At 63.0% G+C, this 24,508-nt stretch carries 21 protein-coding genes and 1 other RNA gene; 19 read left to right on the top strand and 3 right to left on the bottom strand.

Features of this window, described 5'->3' with window-relative positions; translation table 11 throughout:
• Positions 1–3: 3 nt before the first annotated feature.
• From ACE3UG_RS05790 to ACE3UG_RS05830, 9 genes are all read left to right on the top strand, one after another.
• Positions 4–648: a DUF502 domain-containing protein gene (locus ACE3UG_RS05790; RefSeq protein WP_374620880.1), complete on the top strand. Its 645-nt coding sequence runs from the start codon at positions 4–6 to the stop codon at positions 646–648.
• Positions 649–696: 48 nt separating this feature from the next.
• Positions 697–2,499: an aspartate--tRNA ligase gene (aspS, locus tag ACE3UG_RS05795; protein ID WP_374620883.1), complete on the top strand. Its 1,803-nt coding sequence runs from the start codon at positions 697–699 to the stop codon at positions 2,497–2,499.
• Positions 2,500–2,761: 262 nt separating this feature from the next.
• Positions 2,762–3,226, top strand: a complete 465-nt coding sequence (gene nudB / locus ACE3UG_RS05800) for a dihydroneopterin triphosphate diphosphatase (protein ID WP_374620885.1) — start codon at positions 2,762–2,764, stop codon at positions 3,224–3,226.
• An 18-nt stretch (positions 3,227–3,244) separates the two neighbouring features.
• Entirely contained in the window at positions 3,245–4,402 is a 1,158-nt protein-coding gene (clsB, locus tag ACE3UG_RS05805) for a cardiolipin synthase ClsB (RefSeq protein WP_374620886.1), read from the top strand.
• A 211-nt stretch (positions 4,403–4,613) separates the two neighbouring features.
• Entirely contained in the window at positions 4,614–5,207 is a 594-nt protein-coding gene (locus ACE3UG_RS05810) for a TetR/AcrR family transcriptional regulator (RefSeq protein WP_374620888.1), read from the top strand.
• Positions 5,208–5,255: 48 nt separating this feature from the next.
• Complete coding sequence (locus tag ACE3UG_RS05815; RefSeq protein WP_374620890.1) at positions 5,256–7,043, top strand: acyl-CoA dehydrogenase C-terminal domain-containing protein; 1,788 nt, start codon at positions 5,256–5,258, stop codon at positions 7,041–7,043.
• Positions 7,044–7,060: 17 nt separating this feature from the next.
• Positions 7,061–9,505: a 3-hydroxyacyl-CoA dehydrogenase/enoyl-CoA hydratase family protein gene (locus tag ACE3UG_RS05820; protein WP_374620893.1), complete on the top strand. Its 2,445-nt coding sequence runs from the start codon at positions 7,061–7,063 to the stop codon at positions 9,503–9,505.
• 17 nt (positions 9,506–9,522) lie between these two features.
• Positions 9,523–10,722 (top strand): acetyl-CoA C-acyltransferase, encoded by a 1,200-nt coding sequence (locus tag ACE3UG_RS05825; RefSeq protein WP_374620895.1) that lies wholly within the window; start codon positions 9,523–9,525, stop codon positions 10,720–10,722.
• A 207-nt stretch (positions 10,723–10,929) separates the two neighbouring features.
• Positions 10,930–11,697, top strand: a complete 768-nt coding sequence (locus ACE3UG_RS05830; RefSeq protein WP_374620897.1) for an enoyl-CoA hydratase — start codon at positions 10,930–10,932, stop codon at positions 11,695–11,697.
• A gap of 94 nt (positions 11,698–11,791) precedes the next feature.
• Here ACE3UG_RS05830 and ACE3UG_RS05835 read toward each other — a convergent pair whose 3' ends face one another.
• Entirely contained in the window at positions 11,792–12,211 is a 420-nt protein-coding gene (locus tag ACE3UG_RS05835) for an acyl-CoA thioesterase (protein ID WP_374620899.1), read from the bottom strand.
• A 213-nt stretch (positions 12,212–12,424) separates the two neighbouring features.
• Between ACE3UG_RS05835 and ACE3UG_RS05840 the strand changes: the two genes are divergently transcribed.
• The 7 genes from ACE3UG_RS05840 (at position 12,425) to ACE3UG_RS05870 (ending at position 20,316) form a co-directional block, all read left to right on the top strand.
• Positions 12,425–14,329, top strand: coding sequence for an ABC transporter ATP-binding protein/permease (locus tag ACE3UG_RS05840; RefSeq protein WP_374620902.1), 1,905 nt, complete (start codon positions 12,425–12,427; stop codon positions 14,327–14,329).
• Positions 14,330–14,450: 121 nt separating this feature from the next.
• Positions 14,451–15,407 carry a LysR family transcriptional regulator gene (locus ACE3UG_RS05845; RefSeq protein ID WP_374620904.1) on the top strand — a complete coding sequence of 319 codons (957 nt, stop codon included), beginning with the start codon at positions 14,451–14,453 and terminating at the stop codon, positions 15,405–15,407.
• Between the two features lie 297 nt (positions 15,408–15,704).
• Complete coding sequence (locus ACE3UG_RS05850; protein WP_374620907.1) at positions 15,705–16,991, top strand: Glu/Leu/Phe/Val dehydrogenase; 1,287 nt, start codon at positions 15,705–15,707, stop codon at positions 16,989–16,991.
• A gap of 164 nt (positions 16,992–17,155) precedes the next feature.
• Complete coding sequence (locus ACE3UG_RS05855) at positions 17,156–18,064, top strand: glutamate/aspartate ABC transporter substrate-binding protein (RefSeq protein WP_374620910.1); 909 nt, start codon at positions 17,156–17,158, stop codon at positions 18,062–18,064.
• 109 nt (positions 18,065–18,173) lie between these two features.
• Positions 18,174–18,914: an amino acid ABC transporter permease gene (locus ACE3UG_RS05860; RefSeq protein WP_374620913.1), complete on the top strand. Its 741-nt coding sequence runs from the start codon at positions 18,174–18,176 to the stop codon at positions 18,912–18,914.
• Positions 18,914–19,594, top strand: coding sequence for a glutamate/aspartate ABC transporter permease GltK (gene gltK / locus ACE3UG_RS05865; protein ID WP_374620916.1), 681 nt, complete (start codon positions 18,914–18,916; stop codon positions 19,592–19,594). Before ACE3UG_RS05860 ends, gltK begins: the two co-directional genes overlap by 1 nt.
• Entirely contained in the window at positions 19,591–20,316 is a 726-nt protein-coding gene (locus ACE3UG_RS05870; protein ID WP_374620919.1) for an amino acid ABC transporter ATP-binding protein, read from the top strand. Before gltK ends, ACE3UG_RS05870 begins: the two co-directional genes overlap by 4 nt.
• Before the next feature lie 129 nt (positions 20,317–20,445).
• Here ACE3UG_RS05870 and ACE3UG_RS05875 read toward each other — a convergent pair whose 3' ends face one another.
• The gene (locus ACE3UG_RS05875) at positions 20,446–21,276 is read right to left on the bottom strand and encodes a class II glutamine amidotransferase (RefSeq protein WP_374620922.1); all 831 of its coding nucleotides are present in this window, start codon (positions 21,274–21,276) and stop codon (positions 20,446–20,448) included.
• 192 nt (positions 21,277–21,468) lie between these two features.
• On the opposite strand from ACE3UG_RS05875, the gene pyrC reads away from it, so the two are divergent.
• From pyrC to rnpB, 3 genes are all read left to right on the top strand, one after another.
• On the top strand, positions 21,469–22,506 hold the full coding sequence (gene pyrC / locus ACE3UG_RS05880; protein ID WP_374620925.1) for a dihydroorotase: 1,038 nt from the start codon (positions 21,469–21,471) through the stop codon (positions 22,504–22,506).
• 20 nt (positions 22,507–22,526) lie between these two features.
• Positions 22,527–23,333, top strand: a complete 807-nt coding sequence (locus tag ACE3UG_RS05885) for a DUF3025 domain-containing protein (protein WP_374620927.1) — start codon at positions 22,527–22,529, stop codon at positions 23,331–23,333.
• A gap of 76 nt (positions 23,334–23,409) precedes the next feature.
• Positions 23,410–23,820, top strand: an RNA gene (rnpB, locus tag ACE3UG_RS05890) — RNase P RNA component class A.
• Positions 23,821–23,907: 87 nt separating this feature from the next.
• Here rnpB and ACE3UG_RS05895 read toward each other — a convergent pair.
• Entirely contained in the window at positions 23,908–24,330 is a 423-nt protein-coding gene (locus ACE3UG_RS05895; protein WP_374620930.1) for an OsmC family protein, read from the bottom strand.
• Positions 24,331–24,508 lie beyond the last annotated feature (178 nt).

A 24,508-nucleotide genomic window follows, 5' to 3' on the forward strand; every position in this document is an offset into this window, starting at 1 on the left:
GCCATGCGCGTCAAAAAACCCGCGTTGAAGACGATTTTCCTGACCGGCCTGCTCGTGCTGGTGCCTCTCGCCATCACGCTCTGGGTGCTCGGCCTGATCATCGGAACGATGGATCAAACCTTGCTGCTGCTGCCGGACGATTGGCAGCCGTCACGCCTCATCGGCATGCGCGTGCCAGGCTTCGGCGTGGTGGTGACGCTCGCGTTCGTGTTCGTCGTCGGTCTTCTGACGCATAATTTCATTGGCCAGAAGCTGGTGGGGTGGTGGGAGGCGGTTCTGACGCGCATTCCCATCGTCGGACCGTTGTATGGCAGCGTCAAGCAGGTCTCCGACACGCTGCTCTCGAGCAGCGGCAACGCGTTTCGCAAGGCGTTGCTCGTGCGTTATCCGCACGCAGATTCCTGGACCATCGCCTTCCTGACCGGCGCGCCGGGCGGCGACGTGGTCAATCACTTGCAGGGCGAGTATGTGAGCGTCTATGTCCCGACGACGCCTAACCCGACCTCAGGTTTCTTCCTGATGATGCGGGCGAGCGACGTGGTCGAGCTCGACATGACGGTCGATGCCGCGCTCAAGTACATCGTATCGATGGGCGTGGTGGCGCCCGCCCACAACCCGCGCCAACAACGTCCCGGCCCGCTCCTTTGAGCCACCGGGAATCGTCGGCGCCATTTTTTTGAGAATCGGAACAGCAAAATGTCCATGCGTACCTCCTACTGCGGTCTGGTGACCGAGCAACAACTGGGCCAAACGGTCAAGCTGTGCGGCTGGGTCAATCGCCGCCGCGATCACGGCGGGGTCATTTTCATCGACCTGCGCGATCGCGAGGGTCTGGTGCAGGTCGTGTGCGATCCGGACCGCGCGGAGATGTTCAAGGCCGCAGAAGGCCTGCGCAACGAGTTCTGCGTGCAGATCACGGGCCTGGTGCGCAGCCGTCCGGCGGGCACCGAGAACGCCAATCTGACGAGCGGCAAGATCGAAGTGCTGTGCCACGCGCTGGAAGTGCTCAACCCGTCGGTGACACCTCCGTTCCAGCTCGACGACGAAAACCTGTCGGAAACCACGCGCCTCACGCATCGCGTGCTGGATCTGCGTCGCCCGCAGATGCAATACAACCTGCGTCTGCGCTACAAGGTCGCGATGGAAGTGCGCAAGTATCTGGACGCACAAGGCTTCATCGACATCGAAACCCCGATGCTCACGAAGAGCACCCCGGAGGGCGCGCGCGACTATCTCGTGCCGTCGCGGGTGAACGCCGGCATGTTCTTCGCACTGCCGCAGTCGCCGCAGCTCTTCAAGCAGTTGCTGATGGTGGCCGGCTTCGACCGCTATTACCAGATCACCAAGTGTTTCCGCGACGAAGACCTGCGCGCCGACCGTCAGCCGGAGTTCACGCAGATCGACTGCGAAACGTCGTTCCTCTCGGAGCAGGAGATTCGCGATCTGTTCGAGAACATGATTCGTCACGTGTTCAAGGAAGCCATCGACGTCGATCTCGACGCGAAGGTGCCGGTCATGGAGTACTCGGAAGCAATGCGTCGCTTCGGCTCCGACAAGCCCGATCTGCGCGTGAAGCTCGAGTTCACCGAGTTGACCGACGTGATGGGCGATGTCGACTTCAAGGTCTTCTCGGTGCCGGCCACGACCGAAGGCGGTCGCGTGGTTGCGCTGCGCGTGCCGGGCGGCGCTGAGATCTCGCGTAGCGAAATCGACGCTTACACCGAGTTCGTGAAGATCTACGGCGCCAAGGGCCTGGCGTGGATCAAGGTCAACGAGGTGGCGAAGGGCCGCGACGGTCTGCAAAGCCCGATCGTGAAAAACCTGCATGACGCCGCCGTCGCCTCGATCCTCGAGCGCACCGGTGCGCAAGACGGCGACATCATCTTCTTCGGTGCCGACAAGGCCAAGGTCGTCAACGACGGCATCGGCGCGCTGCGTCTGAAGATCGGTCACTCGGAATTCGGCAAGGCCCACGGCCTGTTCGAAGCGGGCTGGCGTCCGCTGTGGGTCGTCGACTTTCCGATGTTCGAGTACGACGAAGAGGATGCTCGCTGGGTCGCCTGCCATCACCCGTTCACGAGCCCGAAGGACGAACACATCGATTACCTCGAGACCGATCCTGGCAAGTGCCTCGCGAAGGCTTACGACATGGTGCTCAACGGCTGGGAAATCGGCGGCGGTTCGGTCCGTATCTTCCAGGAAGACGTTCAGAGCAAAGTGTTCCGTGCGCTCAAGCTCGGTGAGGAAGAAGCGCGCGCGAAGTTCGGCTTCCTGCTCGACGCGCTCCAGTACGGCGCGCCGCCGCACGGCGGTATCGCGTTCGGCCTCGATCGCATCATCACGATGATGGCCGGTGCCGATTCGATTCGCGACGTGATCGCGTTCCCGAAGACGCAACGTGCGCAGGATCTGCTCACGCAGGCACCGTCGCCGGTTGACGAGCGTCAACTGCGCGAACTGCATATTCGCCTGCGTCAGCCGGAAGCGCCGAAGGCCTGACGCGAACGACGCGACGAGGCGCCGAGATCCCGTCCCGGCCCCGAACGCACGCTTTCAACCCCCTCTGCCGTCTGGCGAGGGGGTTGTTGTTTTTGGCGTCATGCGAGCGGGCAGGGCGGGGCGATGTTCGGTTCGCGTGCAACCGCGTGCGGCCGCGCATACCGGACATATCGGACATATCGGACATATCGGACGTGCCGCAGCATCGCTCGATTGCCCTATACAATGCGTCATCGTCGCCGTCATCGATTTCCATGCCTGCATGAAGCCCTTCAAGATTCCCGAATCCGTGCTCGTTGTGATCTACACGCCGGCGCTCGATGTTCTGCTCATCGAGCGTGCCGACGCCGAGAACTTCTGGCAGTCGGTGACCGGCAGCAAGGACCGGCCCGACGAGCCGCTGGTCGAGACGGCGGTGCGCGAGGTCTTCGAAGAGACCGGCATCCGCGTGGCGGACGGGACCCCGGTGCCCCCCGCAGCACTGACCGACTGGCAGCACGAGATCGAGTACAACATCTATACACGGTGGGCACATCGCTATGCGCCGGGCGTCACACGCAATACGGAGCACTGGTTCGGCTTGTGCGTGCCGCAGAACACAGCCGTGACGCTCGCCCCGCGAGAGCACGTCGCTTATGCCTGGCTGCCCTGGGAAGCGGCGGCCGAGCGCTGTTTCTCACCGTCGAACGGCGATGCCATCCGGCAGTTGCCGTTGCGCGTGCGCTAGCCGCTGCACCGCGCGCCGATGAGCAAGTACCTGCCGTTCTCCCACGATAACGACCTGACGCTGCTCTATCTCGGTGAGAGCTACTTCGCAGCCCTCGTCGCCGCGATCGACGGGGCCACGCGCAACGTAGCGCTCGAGACGTACATCTTCGAAGCCGACGCGGCTGGGCAGCGTGTCGCCGCTGCGCTACAACGCGCTGCGCAACGCGGCGTCGAGGTGCGGGTCATCATCGATGGTGTCGGCACCCGCCGCAGTCTGCCATTCCTGTCCGACTGGCGCGAAAGCGGGGTGTCGTACCGCATCTACAATCCGCGTCTGTTCGGCAAGTTCGGGTTCTCGCGCACGCACCGCAAGCTGGCCATCGTCGATCATGCGGTGGCGTTCGTCGGTGGCATCAACATCATCGACGATGACAACGCCGGTGACGGCACGCGCATGAGCGAGCCGCGCTGGGACTTTGCCGTGCAATGCAGCGGGCCCCTCGTCGCCGAAATCTCCATCGCGTTCCACTTTCAGTGGCTGCGTCTCGCGCCGGGGTACCTGGGCACGCCGTTTCGTCATCGACGCCGCGGACAACGCGGGCGACTGCACGCCCCGTACGCCGGTCAGGCCGCCTTCGTGGCACGCGACAATCTGCATAATCGCCGCGCGGTCGAGAAGGCGTATCTGATGGCGCTTGGCCGCGCGCGTCACGAGGTCTGGATTGCGAATCCCTACTTTTTGCCCGGCCGCCGGTTGCGACGCGCGCTGACCCAGGCGGCCAGTCGCGGCGTGGCGGTGCACGTACTCATCGGACGCAATGAATTTCGCCTGCTCGATACCGCCGTGCCCTGGCTCTACGCCAAGTTGCTCGACGCCGGGGTGCGCATTGGCGAGTACGACGTGCGTCAACTGCATGGCAAGGTGGCCGTCGTCGACGATAGGTGGGCGACGGTCGGCTCCTCGAATCTTGACGCCCTGTCGCTGTTCCTCAACCACGAGGCCAACGTGGTGGTGCTCGACGACCCGATGGTCATCGAATTGCGCGACCATATTCGCCAGGCGTTCGCCGAGGCCCGCCTCATCGACCCGGGCCGCTATGGCAAACGCTCGCGCTGGCGGCGCTTGCGCCAGTGGGCCGCGTACCGTCTGTATCGCCTCGTGATGAAGGCCCTCACGCACGGCAAATACGACTGAGTCCCGCCCCAGGGGCGTCACATACCCGTGCGTCTTCCATTCCGGCCAGTGCCTGCGCAGACGCCGCCGAAACCATCCCGCCAACGGTACCGATTAGGTATTCCGATCTAATAAATTCCTTGTTCGCCCATGGGTGTCCCTCAATAATAGGACGGCCGTTCGATTTTTTGGTTAGCATCGGGGAACAGATAACGAGAGCGATGCCATACACATGCGAAAGGGTGAACAGACACGTGCCGCAATCCTGAACGTTGCGCTGGAGCTGGCGGGGCGCGATGGGCTTGAAGGGCTGACGATCGGCTTGCTGGCCGACCGTATGCAGATGAGCAAAAGCGGCGTTTTCGCGCACTTCGGTTCGCGTGAAGACTTGCAGATCGAAGTGCTGCGCGAATACCACCGGCGGTTCGAGGAAGAGGTGTTCGCCCCCGGCATGGAAGCGCCGCGCGGCCTGCCGCGACTCAGAGCGCTGGTGGATCGCTGGATGGACAAGCGAATTCGCGAAGTGACGACGGGTTGCATTTATATCAGCGGTGCCGTCGAGTACGACGATCGCGCAGCCAGCCCGGTGCGCGAAGCCTTGGTGAAGAGCGTGCGGCTGTGGCGATCCGCCCTGCTGCGCGCGATCACGCAAGCGAAAGAGGAAGGTCATCTGCGTGCGGACACCGATCCGCGCTTGATGCTCTTCGAAATGTACAGCCTGACACTTGGTTTGCATCACGATGCGCGTTTCCTTCGGGAACCCGGCGCAGTAGAGATGACCCGGGTGGCACTGGAAAAACTGATTTCGTCTTATCAGCGCGGGTGAGGCGTGAGCCGTCCGCGATTCAATTCGATTTGTTGGGAGGAGTAGGTCATGGGACAGTACAACGCGCCGCTGCGCGACATGCAATTCGTTCTGCACGAACTGCTGGGCGTGGAAAACGAATTAAAGGCGATGCCGAAACATGCGGACATCGACGCCGACACCATCAATCAGGTGCTCGAAGAGGCCGGCAAGTTCTGTAGCGAAGTGGTCTTCCCGCTGAACCAGGTGGGCGATCGCGAGGGCTGCAAATACGAAGGCGATGGCGTCGTCACCACGCCGACCGGCTTCAAGCAAGCCTACGAGCAATACGTCGAGGCCGGCTGGCCGTCGCTGGCGTGCGACCCCGAGTTCGGTGGCCAAGGGCTGCCGCAGGTCGTCAACAACGCCCTGTACGAAATGCTCAACTCGGCGAACCAGGCATGGACGATGTATCCCGGTCTGTCGCATGGCGCCTACGAATGCCTGCACGCCCATGGCACTCCCGAGCAACAGGCGACCTATCTGCCGAAGATCGTGTCGGGCGAGTGGACCGGCACGATGTGCCTGACCGAGCCGCATTGCGGCACCGATCTGGGCATGTTGCGCACGAAGGCCGAGCCGAATGGCGACGGCTCGTACGCCATCTCGGGCACGAAGATCTTCATCTCCGCCGGCGAGCACGACATGGCCGCCAACATCGTCCACCTCGTACTCGCGCGCCTGCCGGACGCGCCGCCGGGAACGAAGGGCATCTCGCTGTTCGTCGTGCCGAAGTTCCTCCCCGACGCGAATGGCGCGCCGGGCGAGCGCAACGGCATCAAGTGCGGCTCCATCGAGCACAAGATGGGCATTCACGGCAATGCCACATGTGTGATGAATCTTGACGGCGCGCGGGGCTGGCTCGTGGGCGAACCGAACAAGGGTCTCAACGCCATGTTCGTGATGATGAACGCGGCGCGTCAGGGCGTTGGCATGCAGGGTCTTGGGTTGACGGAAGTCGCTTACCAGAACTCGCTTGTCTACGCGAAGGAGCGCATTCAGATGCGCTCGCTCACCGGTCCGAAGGCACCGGACAAGCCCGCCGATCCGATCATCGTGCATCCAGACGTGCGTCGCATGCTGCTCACGCAAAAGGCCTATGTGGAGGGCGGTCGCGCGTTCTCGTACTGGACCGCGCTGCATATCGACAAGGAACTGTCGCACGGCGACGACGCCGAGCGTCGCGAAGCCGCCGATCTCGTCGCGCTGCTCACGCCGATCATCAAGGCTTTTCTGACCGATAACGCGTTCGAGTGCACGAACCACGCGCTGCAGATCTATGGCGGCCACGGCTACATCGCCGAGTGGGGCATGGAGCAGTACGTGCGCGACGCGCGTATCAACATGATCTACGAAGGTACGAACTCGATTCAGGCGCTCGACCTGCTTGGCCGGAAAGTGCTTGGCGACATGGGCGCGAAGCTCAAGAAGTTCGGCAAGATGGTGCAGGATTTCGTGGAAGCCGAGGGCGTGAAGGAAGAGATGCAGGAGTTCGTCAATCCGCTCGCGGATATTGGCGACAAGGTCCAGAAGCTGACGATGGAAATCGGTATGAAGGCGATGGCCAACCCGGATGAAGTGGGCGCGGCAGCCGTGCCGTACCAGCGCGTGGTAGGCCATCTCGTGTTCGCTTATTTCTGGGCTCGCATGGCCCGCATCGCGCTCGACAAGCAAGGCAGCGGCGACAAGTTCTACGCTTCCAAGCTCGCCACCGCGCGTTTTTACTTCGCCAAGCTGCTGCCGGAGACCGCGTACCACATTCGCGTCGCCCGTGCCGGCGCGAAGACGCAAATGGAAGTCGACGTCGACCTGTTCTGAGAGCGGAGGAGATCACTGTGAGCCAAACCAACAAACCCCTGGTCGTACGCAAGGTCGCTGTGCTGGGCGCCGGCGTGATGGGCGCGCAGATCGCTGCGCACCTCGTCAATGCGAAAGTGCCCGTCGTGCTGTTCGATCTGCCGGCCAAGGAAGGCCCGAAGAACGGCATCGTCATGCGCGCCATCGACGGCCTGAAGAAGCTGAGCCCCGCGCCGTTCGCCGACAAGGCCGACGCGCAATACATCGAAGCGGCGAACTACGAGGACGACCTCGAGAAGCTCGCCGGCTGCGATGTGGTGATCGAGGCGATCGCCGAGCGCATGGACTGGAAGCATGACCTGTACAAGAAGGTCGCACCGCATCTGGCCAAGCATGCGATCTTCGCGTCGAACACGTCGGGCCTGTCGATCACCGAACTCTCGGAAGGGTTCGACGCCGACCTGAAGGCGCGCTTCTGTGGCGTGCACTTCTTCAACCCGCCGCGCTACATGCATCTGGTCGAGCTGATCCCGACCGCGACCACTGAGCCGGCGATTCTCGACCAGCTCGAAACGTTCCTCACCTCCACGCTCGGCAAGGGCGTGGTGCGCGCGAAGGACACGCCCAACTTCATCGCCAACCGCGTAGGCGTGTTTTCGATTCTCGCGGTGTTCGCCGAAGCGCAGAAGTACGGCATTGCGTTCGATGTCGTCGACGACCTGACGGGCAGCAAGCTGGGCCGCGCCAAGTCGGCCACGTTCCGCACGGCCGACGTGGTCGGGCTGGACACGATGGCGCACGTCATCAAGACGATGCAGGACAACCTCAAGGACGACCCGTTCGCGCCGACCTACGCCACGCCGCCGGTGCTGGGGGCACTCGTTGCGAAGGGGGCGCTGGGACAGAAGACGGGCGCCGGCTTCTACAAGAAGGAAGGCAAGGTCATCAAGGTGCTCGACCCGCAAACGGGCGAGTACGTGGAGTCGGGCAAGAAGGCCGACGAGATGGTCGTGCGCATTCTGAAGAAGGCTCCGGCCGAGCGGCTGCGTTTGCTGCGCGAATCGACGCACCCGCAGGCACAGTTCCTGTGGGCCGTATTCCGCGACGTGTTCCATTACATCGGGGTGTATCTCGAGCAGATCGCCGACAACGCGCGTGAGGTCGACTTCGCCATTCGCTGGGGCTTTGGCTGGTCCACCGGGCCGTTCGAAGACTGGCAGGCCGCCGGCTGGAAAGACATCGCGCAATGGGTGCAGGAAGACATCGACGCGGGCAAGGCGCTGTCCAATGCGCCGCTGCCCAAGTGGGTGACGAGCGGTAAGGTTGCGGAAGCGGGCGGTGTTCATACGGCCGACGGGTCGTATTCCCCGGCCAAGGACGCCTTCGTGCCGCGCAGCACCTTGCCCGTGTATCAGCGTCAGGTGTTCCCGGCATCGCTTGTCGGCGACGCCAGCGCCGACCCGCGCAAGTTCGGCAAGACCATCGAGGAGAACGACGCCGTACGCGTGTGGGTCGACCAGACACCGGGGCAGGACGACGTGCTCATCGTCTCGTTCAAGTCGAAGATGAATACCATTGGGCCCGACGTCATCGACGGCCTGACCCGTGCCATCGATCTGGCCGAACAGGAATATCGCGCCGTGGTCGTGTGGCAGCCGACGTCGCTGCAACTGGGGGCGCCGGGCGGACCGTTCTCGGCGGGCGCCGATCTGGCCGCCGCGATGCCTGCGTTCATGATGGGCGGCGCCAAGGGCATCGAGCCGTTCATCAAGAAATTTCAGGACGGCATGATGCGCGTGAAGTACGCGCAGGTGCCGGTTGTCTCGGCAGTGTCGGGCATTGCGCTGGGCGGCGGGTGCGAGTTGCTGCTGCACAGCGCCAAGCGCGTGGCGGCGCTTGAGAGCTACATCGGTCTCGTGGAAGTCGGCGTGGGTCTCGTGCCGGCCGGCGGCGGTCTGAAGGAAGCCGCGATTCGGGCGGCCGAGGCCGCGACGGCGGCGGGCAGCGTGCAGTATCTGCAGTTCGTCACCAAGTCGTTCACCAACGCGGCCATGGCGAAGGTCTCGGCCTCGGCGCTCGACGCCCGCGACATGGGCTACCTGAAGCCGACGGACACGCTCGTCTACAACGTGCACGAACTGCTGTCGGTGGCCCGCAACGAGGCGCGCGCACTGGCGGTGGCCGGGTATCGTCCGCCGCTCAAGCCGGCCGGTATTCCGGTCGCGGGCCGCTCGGGTATTTCGACGATCAAGGCATCGCTCGTGAACATGCGTGACGGCAATTTCATCTCGGCGCACGACTACCTGATCGCCTCGCGTATTGCCGAAGCTGTCTGCGGCGGCGACGTGGAAGCGGGCAGCCTGGTGGACGAAGCGTGGTTGCTGGCGCTCGAGCGTCGCGCCTTCATTGAATTGCTGGGCACGTCGAAGACCCAGGAACGCATCATGGGCATGCTGCAATCCGGCAAGCCGGTGCGCAACTAAGCCGATCGGAGACTGACATGAGCAAACAACTGCAAGATGCCTATATCGTTGCCGCCACGCGCGCGCCGATCGGCAAGGCGCCCAAGGGCAGCTACAAGAACACGCGTCCGGACGATCTGCTCGCGACCATCCTCAAGAGCACGCTCGCGCAGGTGCCGGGGCTCGATCCGAAGGTGATCGAAGACGCGATCATCGGCTGCGCCATTCCCGAAGCCCAGCAAGGCCTGAACGTGGCGCGTATCGGCGCGCTGCTCTCGGGCTTGCCGAATACGGTCGGCGGGGTGACCGTCAACCGCTTCTGCGCCTCGGGCCTCACAGCGCTCGCCATGGCGGCCGACCGCATCCGCGTGGGCGAAGCCGACGCCATGTTCGCTGGCGGCATCGAGAGCATGAGCATGGTGCCGATGATGGGCAACACGCCGTCGCTCTCGCCGTCGATCTTCGAGCGTGACGAGAACGTGGGCATCGCCTACGGGATGGGGCTGACGGCCGAGAAGGTGGCGCAACAGTGGGGCGTGTCGCGCGATGCGCAGGACGCGTTCGCGCTGGCCTCGCACCAGAAGGCGATCAAGGCGCAACAGGCCGGTGAGTTCACGAACGAGATCACGCCGATCGAGATCGTCGAGAAATTCCCGAATCTGGCCACCGGCGAAGTGTCGATCAAGACGCGCATGCTCTCGCTCGACGAGGGTCCGCGTCCGGACACGTCGATCGAGGGACTCGGCAAGCTGCGTCCCGTATTCGCGAACAAGGGGTCGGTCACGGCCGGCAACAGCTCGCAGACGTCGGACGGCGCAGGGGCGTTGCTGGTGGTGAGCGAGAAGATTCTCAAGCAGTTCAACCTAACGCCGCTCGCGCGTTTCGTCTCGTTCGCCGTGCGCGGCGTGCCGCCGGAAATCATGGGCATCGGTCCGAAGGAAGCGATTCCGGCCGCATTGCGCGCTGCGGGTCTGAACCAGCAGGACATGGACTGGATCGAGCTGAACGAAGCGTTCGCCGCACAGGCGCTCGCCGTCATCAAGGATCTGGATCTCGATACCGCCAAGGTGAATCCGATGGGCGGCGCCATTGCCCTTGGCCACCCGCTCGGCGCCACCGGTGCGATCCGGGCCGCGACCGTGGTGCATGCGCTGCGCCGGCACAACCTGAAGTACGGCATGGTGACGATGTGCGTGGGTACCGGCATGGGCGCTGCGGGGATTCTCGAACGTATGTAAGTGCAGATGCCGTCGTCTGACTGGCGGCTGGCATGACGCAGCTACCACGCAGGCACCACGCAAGCACCACGCGGATACGACGCCGACGACGGCTCAGGGCGCCGGGGTGCGGTCTCGCGAATGCGTGACCGCCCCCGGCGTTGTCATCTACAGCAGGCGATGATCCGGCGGCGCCGGATTCCCGACACACCCGAGGAGACACTCACGATGGACGACGTATCCGTGCAACGCCAGGGCGCGGTGCAGGTGCTGACCTTCAACCGCGCACACAAAAAGAATGCGATTACCGCAGCCATGTATCAGGCGATGGCCGACGGCATTGCCGAAGCGGAGACCGATCCGTCGCTGCGTGTAATCCTGATTCAGGGACAGCCGGAGGCCTTCTCGGCAGGCAACGATCTCGAAGACTTCCTCAAGCACCCGCCGAAGGACGAAGACGCGCCCGTGTTCCAGTTCCTGCGCGCGATAAGTCAGGCGAGCAAGCCGATCGTGGCGGCCGTGGCCGGCAATGCGGTCGGGGTCGGCACCACGCTCCTGCTCCACTGCGACGTGGTGTATGCATCCGAGACGGCGCGCTTTTCGCTGCCGTTCTCGCAACTGGCGTTGTGTCCCGAGGCGGCGTCGAGCTGGCTGCTGCCGCGCGTGGCGGGCTACCAACGTGCCGCCGAGAAGCTGCTCTTCGGTGAGCCGTTCGACGTGAACGAGGCCGTGGCGATGGGCTTCGTCAATCGCATCGTGCCGGCGGCCGAATTGGCCGAGTATGCCGCGACGCGCGCGGCGCAATTGGCCGCCATGCCTGCGGGGTCGCTGCGCGTGACCAAACAGTTGATGAAGGGCGATAGCGCACGCGACGTACAGGAACGGATTCGCGACGAGGCGTTGGAGTTCGGCAAACGCCTCGTGTCGCCCGAAGCGCGCGAGGCCTTCACGGCGTTCTTCGAGAAGCGCAAGCCGGATTTCAGCCAGTTCTCGTAATGCACGCCGCTGCGCACGGGCATCGGCGGACCGACCCGAAGGACTGACGCCGCGCGCCTCGTATTGCGAGGCGGCGGCGTCGTTTGGCGCGCGCTCAGTTCGGCGTATCGAGCTTGGGCAGCGGGCGCGGGCGTCGGTCTTCGTCGGTCGCCACGTAGGTGACCATCGCCTCGGTGACTTTGACGATCTCGTGCGACAGGCGCATGCGTTGCGCGTACGCCTCGACGTAGACGGTGATCGACGTATTGCCCGTTTTCACGATCGTGGCGTAGAAGCTCAGCAGATCGCCGACGAACACCGGCTCCTTGAACAGGAACGAGTTGACGGCGATGGTGGCCACGCGACCGTTGGCGCGCTGTGCGGCGGGGATCGAGCCGGCGATGTCGACCTGCGACATGATCCAGCCGCCAAACACGTCGCCGTGGGCGTTGGCGTCGGCGGGCATCGGCAGCACGCGCAGCGCCAGTTCTTTTTCGTCGGGCAGGGCCGTGAGGGCAGGGGTCGAGGTACTCATGAGGTTCCTTGCGTAAGCCGGAAAGACTGAAAAGGCCGAAACAACGGGGGAGGCGGGTGTCGGCAGGCCGACGCCGGTCATTCCGGGCGCGTTCGCGGGCAAATGAGCCGCCCGGCGTCGGCTCAGCATGAGACGCCGGGTTCTGCGAAAATACGCCATCGACGATTTTAGCGGAAAGCCCTCGCGCGAGCCGGACCCCGCCCCCATCCCATCATGAGACGTTTCACTCCGGCCGAGCCCGCGCCGGCGCCCGCTCCTGGCCCCAAAGCCCCTCGCGGCGATTGGCAGGTCCTCAAGTCGCTGGTGCCGTATCTGCTTGAATTTCGCGGACGCGTCACGCTCGCCCTGTCGTGCCTGATCATGGCCAAGGTGGCCAACCTCGGTGTGCCGATCATCATGAAGCACATCGTCGACGGGCTTGGCCCCGTGTCGACACTCTCGGCCACGGCGCGCGCGACGGGCGATCCGAGCCTGGTCGTCGTGGGCGGGCTGGGTCTGCTGGTCGTGGCGTACGGGCTGGTGCGCCTGTCCACGTCGCTCTTCACCGAGCTGCGCGAGATTCTGTTCTCGAAGGTGACGGAGAGCGCGGTGCGGCAGATCGCGCTCAAGGTGTTTCGCCATCTGCACGCGTTGTCGTTGCGCTTTCACCTGGAGCGTCAGACGGGCGGCATGAGCCGCGACATCGAGCGGGGCACACGCGGCATCCAGTCGATGATCTCGTACTCGCTCTACAGCATTCTGCCCACGCTCATCGAAGTGGCCCTCGTGCTCGGCTTCTTCGTCGTGCGCTATGACGCGTTTTACGCCATCGTCACGCTCGTGGCGCTCGCCTTCTACATCGTGTTCACGGTGAAGGTGACGGAGTGGCGCACGCACTTCCGCCGCACGATGAACGAACTCGATTCGAAAGCCAATGCGCGCGCGATCGACTCGCTGATCAACTATGAGACGGTGAAATACTTCGGCAACGAGGCGTTCGAGACGCAACGTTACGACGAGAACCTCAAACGCTATCGCGCCGCAGCGATTCGATCGCAGAACTCGCTCTCCGTGCTGAATTTCGGGCAGCAAGTCATCATTGCGTCCGGACTCGTGCTGATTCTCTGGCACGCGACCCAAGGCGTGATGAGCGGACGCATGACGCTTGGCGATCTGGTGCTCGTCAACACGTTCATGCTGCAGCTCTATATTCCGCTGAACTTTCTCGGCGTGATCTATCGCGAGCTCAAGCAGGCGATGACCGACATGGATCGCATGTTCACACTGCTCAACGTTCACCGCGAAGTCGCCGATCCACCGAATGCGCGACCGCTCGTCTGTCACGGCAGCACCGTGCGCTTCGATCACGTGAATTTCGGCTATGAACCGGCGCGCCAGATTCTGCACGACGTCGATTTTACGGTCGCAGCGGGAACGACCACCGCCGTCGTTGGACACAGCGGCTCGGGCAAATCGACGCTCTCGCGACTGCTGTTCCGTTTTTACGACGTAGGCTTCCCCGGCCTGCCAGCGGGGCGCATCACCATCGACGGGCAGGACATTCGCGATCTCACACAGGATTCGCTGCGCGCGGCGATCGGCATCGTGCCGCAAGACACGGTGCTGTTCAACGACACGATCTACTACAACATTGCGTACGGCAACCCGTCGGCGTCGCGCGAGCAGGTCATTGCGGCCGCCCGCGCGGCCCACATCCACGACTTCATCGAAAGCCTGCCCGCCGGTTACGAGTCGATGGTCGGCGAGCGCGGGCTCAAGCTCTCCGGCGGCGAGAAGCAGCGCGTGGCGATCGCCCGTACCATCCTCAAGAATCCGCATATTCTGATTTTCGACGAGGCGACGTCGGCGCTCGACTCGCGCTCCGAGCAGGCGATTCAGAGCGAGTTGCGCAACATCGCCCGCGAGCGTACGACGCTCGTGATCGCCCACCGCCTCTCGACGGTCGTGCACGCGGCACAGATCCTCGTACTCGACAAGGGGCGCGTCGTGGAGCGCGGCACCCACGACGCGCTGCTGCGCGCCGAAGGGCTCTACGCGCAAATGTGGGCGTTGCAGCAACAGCGTCGCGGCGGGGAGGGGGATGCCGAGGCGTCGCACTTTGCGACGGTGGTGTCCTGAGCGACGACCCGACTCAGGTATCGGGATGCGGGCCTGGCGACGAGCGCCGGGCGCGGGCCTGTCATCCGGGCGGTCGATTGAGTAGACTAGCGCGCTGACATGGCCGACGCGGGAGTGCCGCATGGAAATCAAATGGCTCGAGGACTTCGTGTCGCTCGCCAAGACGAACAGTTTCAGCCGGTCGGCCGAATTGCGCCATGTGACGCAGCCGGCGTTCTCGCGCCGCATTCAGTCGCTCGAAGCGTGGCTCGGCAGCGAACTCATCGACCGCTCGAGCTATCCGACACGCCTCACGGCGGCAGGCGAAGTGTTCTACGAGCAGGCGCTGGCACTGCTCTCGCAGGCGCAGGAAGCGCGCGCGCTATTGCGTGAACAACGATCCGCCGACCATTCGGTCGTCGACTTTGCAGTGCCGCACACGCTATCGATGACGTTTTTCCCGCGTTGGCTCAAGGCGCTGGAAAAGCGTCTGGGGCTGTTGCGCAGTCGCTTGCGCGCGCTCAATGTGCACGACGCGGCCATGTCGCTGACCGACGGCGGTTGCGACCTGCTGATGTGCTACTACCATCCGAGCCAGCCCTTGCAGCTCGACGCGGCGCGCTACGAAATGATCGTGCTCGGAAGCGAGCGATTCAGCCCCTACAGCGCGCCGACGCCGCAAAAGCGCGCCCGGTTCAAGCTGCCCGGTACCCCCGACGCACCGGTTCCCTATCTGGCCTACACGTCGAATGCTTACCTTGGCCGAATGGCCGATCTGCTCGCGGGCGACGCGTCGAGTCCGCCGCATCTCGACAAGGTGTACGAGACGGACATGGCCGAGGCGCTCAAGGCCATGGTGCTTGCCGGACACGGCGTGGCGTTTCTCCCGGAAAGCGCGGTCATCGATTCGATCGCGCGCGACGAACTGATCGATCTTGCGCCGCCGGGCAAGGCGTCGGCGCCATGGCATCTGGACATGGAAATTCGCCTGTACCGCGACCGGCTCGCCTATACCGACGCAGGCAACCGCCGTGAGCGCGCCAAACGCGAAGTCCTCGAGGCGTTCTGGCAGGCCGTGCGCGACCAGGTCAAAGGCTGACGGACGGCGTTGCCGGGCCGCGTGCCGGGGTTCGGGGCTCGTGCCGTCTGCGCTTGGGCAAAGCCCCGAACCGGGGCCGAGGTCTGACGCACTGCATATCGGATTTCGTGTGCGTACGCGGCGATTCGCGAGTCTTGGGGGCGAAATGACCGCGGCAGCCTAACTATGCAAGAAATGCATAATTGCATGTTTATTCGGCATTGGATTGTTCTCTGCGGTTCTCTGTAAAGTGCGTGCCATTCGTGTCGCAAGCACGGTATGTGCGTGCGGCGCAGATTGAAGCCGGAGAATTCAACGATGTCCCAAACGTTACATGCCTTGCCTTCCTACCTTCAGGCCGACGATCTCGGCCCGTGGGGCAACTACCTTCAGCAGGTCGATCGCGTCACCCCCTATCTGGGTTCGCTGTCGCGCTGGGTCGAAACGCTCAAGCGTCCGAAGCGGATCCTGATCGTCGACTGTCCGATCGAACTCGACAACGGCACCATCGCCCATTTCGAGGGCTATCGGGTCCAGCACAACACGTCGCGCGGCCCCGGCAAGGGCGGTGTGCGTTTCCACCAGGACGTGACGCTGTCCGAAGTCATGGCCCTGTCGGCCTGGATGTCGGTCAAGAACGCGGCGGTGAACGTGCCCTACGGCGGCGCAAAGGGCGGTATTCGCGTCGACCCGCGCAAGCTCTCGCGTGGCGAACTGGAACGCCTGACGCGTCGTTACACCAGCGAAATCAACATCATCATCGGACCGACGAAGGATATTCCTGCGCCGGACGTCAACACCAATGAGCAGATCATGGCGTGGATGATGGACACCTACTCGATGAACGAGGGGTCCACCGCCACCGGCGTCGTGACCGGCAAGCCGATCTCGCTGGGCGGATCGCTGGGCCGTCGCGAAGCCACCGGACGCGGCGTGTTCGTGGTGAGCTGCGAAGCGGCGCGTCGACTGGGCATGGATGTGCGCGGCGCGCGCGTGATCGTGCAGGGCTTCGGGAACGTGGGCGGGATTGCCGCCCGCCTGTTCCATGAAGCGGGTGCGCATGTCATCGGCGTGCAAGATCACACCGGCACCATTTACAAGTCCGACGGTCTCGATGTACCGAACTTGCTCAAGCATGTGGCCGAGACCGGCGGCGTGGGCGGCTTTGCGGCGGCCGAGACGATCAAGGACGACGAATTCTGGTCGCTCGATTGCGAGTTCCTGATTCCGGCAGCACTGGAAAACCAGATCACCGAGAAGAACGCCGACAAGATCCGTGCCAAGGTCGTGGTCGAGGGCGCCAACGGCCCGACGACGACGGCCGCCGATGATATTCTGCGCAGCAAGGACATTCTTGTCGTGCCGGACGTCGTCGCCAACGCTGGCGGTGTCACCGTCTCGTACTTCGAGTGGGTGCAGGATTTCTCGAGCTTCTTCTGGACCGAAGACGAGATCAACCACCGCTTGGAGCGCATCATGCGCGAAGCGTTCGATAGCGTATGGCATGTGGCGCAGGAACATAAGGTTTCGCTGCGTACCGCCGCATTCATCGTCGCGTGTACCCGTATTCTGCAAGCCCGTGAGATGCGTGGGCTGTACCCCTGATTGGGCGGTGCTGTCCAGCTAAGTAGTAATACGCATTAATGCGTAAAACAGAATGTTCGGGGCGATTTACGTCAAAAAAGACGTACGTTCCGAACATTCAAGAATAAAAAAATGGGCAATTGCAGTGCTAAAATGCATTCGTTTTGTGCCAAGGAGACTAAGGAATGACCCTTTCGAAAATTGCATTGGCGATGTGCTGTGTGGGCCTGATGGCTGGGGCTGCGCAAGCACAGGAGAGCGGTACCCTCAAGAAGATCAAGGACACCGGCGTTATTTCGCTGGGTAACCGGGAGTCGTCGATCCCGTTCTCGTTCTATGACAACAACCACAATGTCGTTGGCTATGCCAATGACGTGGCGATGGCCGTCGTCGCTGAAATCAAGAAAGAACTGAAGCTGCCGAAGCTGGAGGTCAAGCAAACGCCGATCACGTCGCAGAACCGCATCCCGCTGGTTCAAAATGGCACGATCGACATGGAGTGCGGTTCCACGACGAACAACGCCGAGCGTCAGAAGCAGGCTGCGTTCTCGAACACGTTCTTCATCATCGGCACGCGTCTGCTGGCGAAGAACGGCTCGGGCATCAAGGACTTCGCCGACCTCAAGGGCAAGAACGTCGTGACCACGGCGGGTACGACCTCCGAGCGTCTGCTGCGCGAGATGAATCAGAAGGACAACATGGGCATGAACATCATCAGCGCCAAGGACCACGGCGAAGCGGCGATCACGCTGCATTCGGGCCGTGCGGTGGCGTTCATGATGGATGACGCCCTGCTCGCCGGCGAGCGCGCCAAGTTCAAGGATGCCAAGGACTACAGCATTGTTGGCAAGCCGCAATCGTACGAAGCCTACGGCTGCATGATGCGCAAGGACGATCCGGCCTTCAAGAAGCTGGTCGACAAGGCGGTTGCCGATTACCAGAAGTCGGGCCAGGCGCAGAAGGACTACGTCAAGTGGTTCCAGCAACCGATCCCGGCACTGGGTGGCGTCAACATGAGCTTCCCGCCGTCGGCTGAAATGGCCGCGCTGTGGAAGTCGCCGAACGACCATGCTGACGTTGAAAGCGCCAAGTAAGCCTTACGGGCTTGATGGATCGCTGAGCATAGTCAGTGCGTAATGCCGAAGCGGAAGGAGTCAATCCTTCCGCTTCTTTTTAAGCAAGACAAGCAGAAGAGGGGAGATCATGGCTCTCGGTCTCGATTTCAGTTTTTTCTTCCAGCCGGTGGCGACGGGCGAGGGGACTACCTACTTCGGGTGGCTGCTCTCGGGCTTCAAGCTCACGCTTGAAGTGGGTCTCGGCGGCTGGATCATTGCGCTAATCGTGGGCTCCGTGCTCGGCGTGTTGCGCACCGTTCCCAATAAATGGCTTTCCGGCTTCGCGGCAGGGTACGTGGAACTGTTCCGCAATATCCCGCTGCTCGTACAGTTGTTCTTCTGGTATTACGTGGCGCCCGACTTCCTGCCGGAATCCGTTCGCACGTGGCTATTCGCGCTCAATCCGGCGAACGTCTCGCTGCTCACCGGTGTGGTCGGCCTGGGCCTCTTTACCGCAGCCCGGGTGTGTGAGCAGGTGCGCTCCGGTATCAATTCGCTGCCCAAGGGCCAGAAGAATGCCGGTCTGGCCATGGGCCTCACGCTGCCGCAGACCTATCGCTTCGTGCTACTGCCGGTGGCTTTCCGTGTGGTGATCCCGCCGATCACCTCGGAATTCGTCAACATCTTCAAGAATTCGGCCGTGATCTCGACGGTGAACCTGCTCGAACTGACGGGGCAGGGTAAGCAACTCATCGATTACACGGCACATAGCTACGAGTCGTTCATCGCTGTGACGATTGCGTACATGATCATCAACATTGCGGTGTTGATGCTCATGCGCTTCATCGAAGCCAAGACCCGCTTGCCGGGCTACATCGGGGGCAAATAATGGGTGAGATCTTCGCATGGGGCGGCGCCTTCGACGCGAGGTCGCTGCTCTTCCAGGGCATGATCACCACGCTGCAGATCACGGTGCTCGCCGTGGTTGTGGGGATCGTCTGGGGGACGTTGCTCGCGATGATGCGTCTGTCGGGCGTGACCGTACTGAAATGGTTCGCGGATCTGTACGTGAACGTGTTCCGTTCGATCCCGCTGCTGATGGTGCTGCTGTGGTTCTTCCTGATCGTGCCGCAGGTGCTGCGTACGGTGCTCGACGTGCCGCCGACGTGGGACATCCGGATGGTCTCGGCCCTCGTCGCGTTCTCGCTGTTCGAGGCGGCGTATTATTCGGAAATCATTCGCGCGGGTATCCAGAGCGTGTCGCGTGGTCAGATGTCAGCCGCTTTCGCGCTGGGCATGTCTTACTGGCAAGCGATGGGGCTCGTGGTGCTGCCGCAGGCGTTCCGTAATATGGTGCCGCTGCTGCTCACCCAGGGCATCATTCTGTTCCAGGACACCTCGCTCGTGTACGCGATCGCCCTGGCCGACTTCTTCGGCATGGCGTATCAGGTGGGTCAGCGTGACGGCACGCTGCCTGCAATGATTGTGTTTGCCGGAGCGGTCTACTTTGTGATCTGCTTCTCGGTTTCGATGTTGGTTAAACGTCTTCAGAAGAGGTTGGCGAAATGATTACCCTTAAAAACGTCTCCAAGTGGTACGGTCAGTTCCAGGTGCTCACGGACTGCTCCACTGAGGTCAAGAAGGGGGAAGTCGTGGTGGTGTGCGGCCCGTCGGGTTCGGGCAAATCCACGCTCATCAAGACCGTCAATGGCCTGGAGCCGATCCAGCAAGGCGAGATCATCGTCGATGGCACATCGGTTGCAGACCCGAAGACGAACCTGGCCAAGCTGCGCTCGCGCGTGGGCATGGTGTTCCAGCACTTCGAACTGTTCCCGCATCTGTCGATCACCGAGAACCTGACGCTCGCGCAGGTCAAGGTCCTTGGCCGCAGCAAGGACGCTGCCCGCCAAAAAGGCCTGAAATTGCTCGAGCGCGTTGGCCTGACGGCGCATGCCCACAAGTTTCCGGGGCAACTCTCGGGCGGTCAGCAGCAGCGTGTGGCCATCGCCCGTGCTCTGTGCATGGACCCCATCGCCATGCTGTTCGACGAACCGACCTCGGCGCTCGATCCGGAAATGATCAATGAAGTGCTCGACGTGATGGTCGAACTGGCGCATGAAGGCATGACCATGATGGTGGTCACGCACGAAATGGGCTTCGCCAAGAAGGTCGCCAACCGTGTGATCTTCATGGATCAGGGCATCATCGTCGAAGACGACAGGAAGGACGAATTCTTCGCGAATCCGAAGTCGGACCGCGCCAAGGATTTTCTCGCCAAGATCCTGCACTGATTCCGGTCAGCGCCGCAATGACGAAAGCGTGCCTTCGGGCACGCTTTTTTTATGGTTTATCGCGCATGGCCGCAGCTTTTTGCGCAGACGTACGTCGTGCGAACACGCGCATCCGGTGGCGACGCAGCCTTATTGGCAGGCCGTGTTCTGTGCGTTGCGCAGGCGGACGGCTTCCGGGATCGGCACGACGGTGCGCAGCGACGGCGCACCTTTCTCGAACAGAATCAACTCGCCCGGCTCGAAGGTCGTCCAGACTTCGTTGTCCGTGAGGGGGGCGGTGGCAATCACCGCGACACGATCGGCCGGCGTGGTGAACTTGGCGAAATCGATCTCCCAGTCGGCATCGATCAGATGCGCCTTCGTGAACGGCCATTGACGGGCGATGAAGTGCAGTCGCGTCGAGCAGTGTGCGATCAACGCCTGACCGTTCGAGAGGACGAAGTTGAACACGCCGTGGCGCGTGATCGTACGCGTAATGTCCTCGACGGCGTGAAACAGCTCGTCGAGCGGCGGCTGCGAACCGGGGAAGCGCTTGCGCAAGCCTTGCATGATGTCGCAGAAGGCGCGTTCGCTGTCGGTCGTCCCCACGGGTTGGTACACGCCCGAGAGAAATGGGTCGTAGTCGTGCAGATCGCCGTTGTGCGCGAAGATCCAGTGGCGTCCCCACAGCTCGCGTTGGAACGGATGGCAGTTCTCCAACTCAACGATGCCTTGCGTCGCTTTGCGGATATGCGCGATGACGTTCTTCGACTTGATCGGGTATTTCTTCACCAATTCGGCGATGGGGGAATTTGCTGCGGCCAGGTGATCGATGAAAAGGCGGCAGGCCTTGTCCTCGAAAAAGGCAATGCCCCAACCGTCCGCATGGTGATCGGTGCCGCCCCCACGCGCCGCAAAACCGGTAAATGAGAACGTGATGTCGGTCGGTTCCGCGCAATTCATTGCGAGCAGTTGGCACATGGGACGGGCAATTCGAAGATTGGCCGCGCACGTCGTGTCGGAGCGCCGCAGCCAGTACAATAGGGGGTTGCACAAGCATAGCACCGGCCCCTGTGCACGTACATGACCGCCCAAAAAGTCCGTCGCGCCGACGCGTCACCGCGCCGCGGCGGTCTCATGGGCCAGTCGCTTCCCAGCCCCCGGAAAACGCCCATGATTACCGAATTGACTATCACCCGTCCCGACGACTGGCACTTGCACGTGCGCGATGGCGACGTGCTCAAGAGCGTACTGCCCGACAGTGCCCGCCAGTTCGGGCGCGCGATCATCATGCCGAACCTGAAGCCGCCGGTCACCACGACCGAGCACGCGGCGGCCTATCGCGAGCGCATTCTTGCCGCGCGCCCGGCCGGCAATACGTTCGAGCCGCTCATGACCCTGTACCTGACCGACAACACGCCGGCCGACGAGATTCGTCGCGCAAAGGCGTCGGGCTTCGTGCATGGCGTGAAGCTCTATCCTGCCGGTGCAACAACGAACTCGGACGCCGGCGTGACCGACCTGACCAAATGCCGCAGCGCGCTCGAAGCCATGCAGGACGTTGGCATGCCGTTGTTGGTGCATGGCGAGGTGACGAGTTCCGACATCGATATCTTCGATCGCGAAAAGGTCTTCATCGACCGCGTGATGTCGCCGCTTCGCCGCGATTTCCCAGGGCTCAAGGTGGTGTTCGAACACATCACGACCAAGGATGCCGCCGAGTATGTCGCGCAGGCCGAAGGCCCCATCGCCGCCACGATCACCGCGCATCACCTGCTATACAACCGCAATGCGATATTCACGGGCGGAATCCGCCCACATTACTACTGCCTGCCGGTGCTCAAACGCGAGACGCATCGCGAGGCCCTCGTGAAGGCGGCCACGTCGGGCAGCACGCGCTTCTTCCTGGGGACCGACAGTGCTCCCCACGCCCGTGGCGTCAAGGAAGCTGCCTGCGGCTGCGCGGGTTGCTACACGGCGCTGCACGCGGTGGAGCTTTACACCGAAGCATTCGACAAAGCCAATGCGCTCGACAAGCTTGAAGGCTTCGCCAGCTTCCACGGCCCCGACTTTTACGAACTGCCGCGTAACGCCGACAAGATCACGCTGGTGCGCGAAGACTGGACGCTGCCAGCGGAGTTGCCGATGGGCGATGCGACCGTGGTGCCGCTGCGCGGCGGTGAAGTTATCGGCTGGAAGCTCAAGGGTTGAGCCGGGACGGCGTGCTTTCGATGTCGATGTCCGCGGGGTGCGCGCTGCCCGAGATCGACTGGCGGGCGCCGTGGTTCGAAGCGGTGTCGGAGCGGGGGCAACGCGCGCTCGCGGGTGGCGACTGGCGCGAGACGCTGTCGGCGCAAGCTGCGGCCCAAGAGCGGGTGAGCGGGTGGGGGCGGGCGCTTCGATTCGTCGCGCCCGAGCGCCTTCCGGCTGCCCCCGCGTACGAGGCGTTCATCGCGGCCACGGGTTGCGTGCCGACGCGCGCGAACCTGCATGACTTTTTCAACGCGCTGATCTGGTTGACCTATCCGTGTGGAAAAGCGGCGCTCAATGCCCGTCAGGCGGCAGCCATCGCCGCTGACGGCGTGCGCGCCACGCGTGGCGTCACGCGCGATGCCGCGACCCTTTTCGACGAGAATGCCGTGCTCTTCGCCTGCAGCGACGCGGCCCTCGGGCGGGCGTTAAGGGCATTCGACTGGCATACGCTCTTCGTGACGCGGCGCGCCGACTGGGGGCGCGCCTGCGAAGTGCTGCCGTTCGGGCATGCGTTGCTGGAAAAGCTCGTCGCGCCCTATCGATCGGTGACGTCGCACGCTTGGATTGTCGACGTTCCACGAGACTATTTCGGCTGGACGCCTGCTGATCGGCGCGTCTGGCTCGACGGCCAGATCGCGCCGACGCTCGCGAGCGCGCCGCTCACACCGCGCGACTTCGCCCCCTTGCCGATATTGGGAATTCCCGGTTGGTGGCCCGCCAACGAGGACCCAGCCTATTACCTGGACGCGTCGGTCTTTCGACCAGGCCGGCGACGCAACGACTGAACGTGCCGTGGGGCCCGCGCCGATATTGCGGGCCTTTGGGCAGTGAGGCCGACACGCGTGATACACTTCCGGCCGCAGAGTCGGCCAGACAATCGCCGCCTCCCTTTGGGGAGGGGGAGGAAAGTCCGGACTCCATAGGGCAGGGTGATGGCTAACGGCCATCCGTCGTGAGACGCGGAACAGGGCAACAGAGAACAGACCGCCGATGGCCCCTGGCGCAAGCCAGGTGGATCAGGTAAGGGTGAAACGGTGCGGTAAGAGCGCACCGCGGCGTGCGGCAACGCACACGGCACGGTAACCTCCACCCGGAGCAATTCCAAATAGGCAGGTGAGCGGCATGCGCCTCGTGCGGGTGCCGGCAACGGGGCCCCCGGGAGCCTGCGGGTAGGAAGCTTGAGCGGCGCAGTGATGTGTCGCCTAGAGGAATGATTGTCAGGCGCGGCGCGAGTCGCGTTCACAGAATCCGGCTTATCGGCTGGCTCTGCATCCAAATAGAACACAAAAGGCTCCCCTGGGAGCCTTTTGTGCTTCTGCCGCCGTCATGCCTGCGGCCGGTGGTTTGGCCGACCGGGTCTCAGCCTTCGACAATCTCGACGCTATGCGTGATCTCCGCCGTCTTGGCGAGCATGATCGATGCCGAGCAGTACTTGTCGTGGGAGAGTGTCACGGCGCGCTCGACGGTGGCAGGGTTCAAATTGCGGCCCGTGACCGTGAAGTGGAAGTGAATCTTGGTGAAAACCTTGGGATCTTCGCTGGCACGCTCGGCCTTGAGCGCGACGGTGCAGCCCTTCACCTCGGCGCGGCTCTTTTTGAGAATCAGCACCACGTCGTACGCTGTGCAGCCGCCCGTGCCAACCAGCAGCATCTCCATGGGACGCGGTGCCTGGTTGTGGCCGCCGCCTTCCGGCGCGCCGTCCATCGCGACGATATGGCCGCTCCCCGTCTGTGCAACGAAGGCCATGCCATCCTGGCCCATCCAGCTAACCTTGCATTCCATATGTCGAAACCCCGATATCGCATTCAAGCAAAAATTGTAGCGGCTTCCGCAAACTCGCGTACGACGCCGCGCGCGACGCTGTCGCCCGGCTATGCGGGCTCAGGTTGCTGCGCCGCAATATTGGCGTTTTTTTGATCGAATTTTCAGCGGGATAAACCCTAAAACCGGAATTCTGGCA

Origin of the sequence: Pandoraea sp. (genome assembly GCF_041919235.1) — a bacterium.
Classification (GTDB): domain Bacteria; phylum Pseudomonadota; class Gammaproteobacteria; order Burkholderiales; family Burkholderiaceae; genus Pandoraea.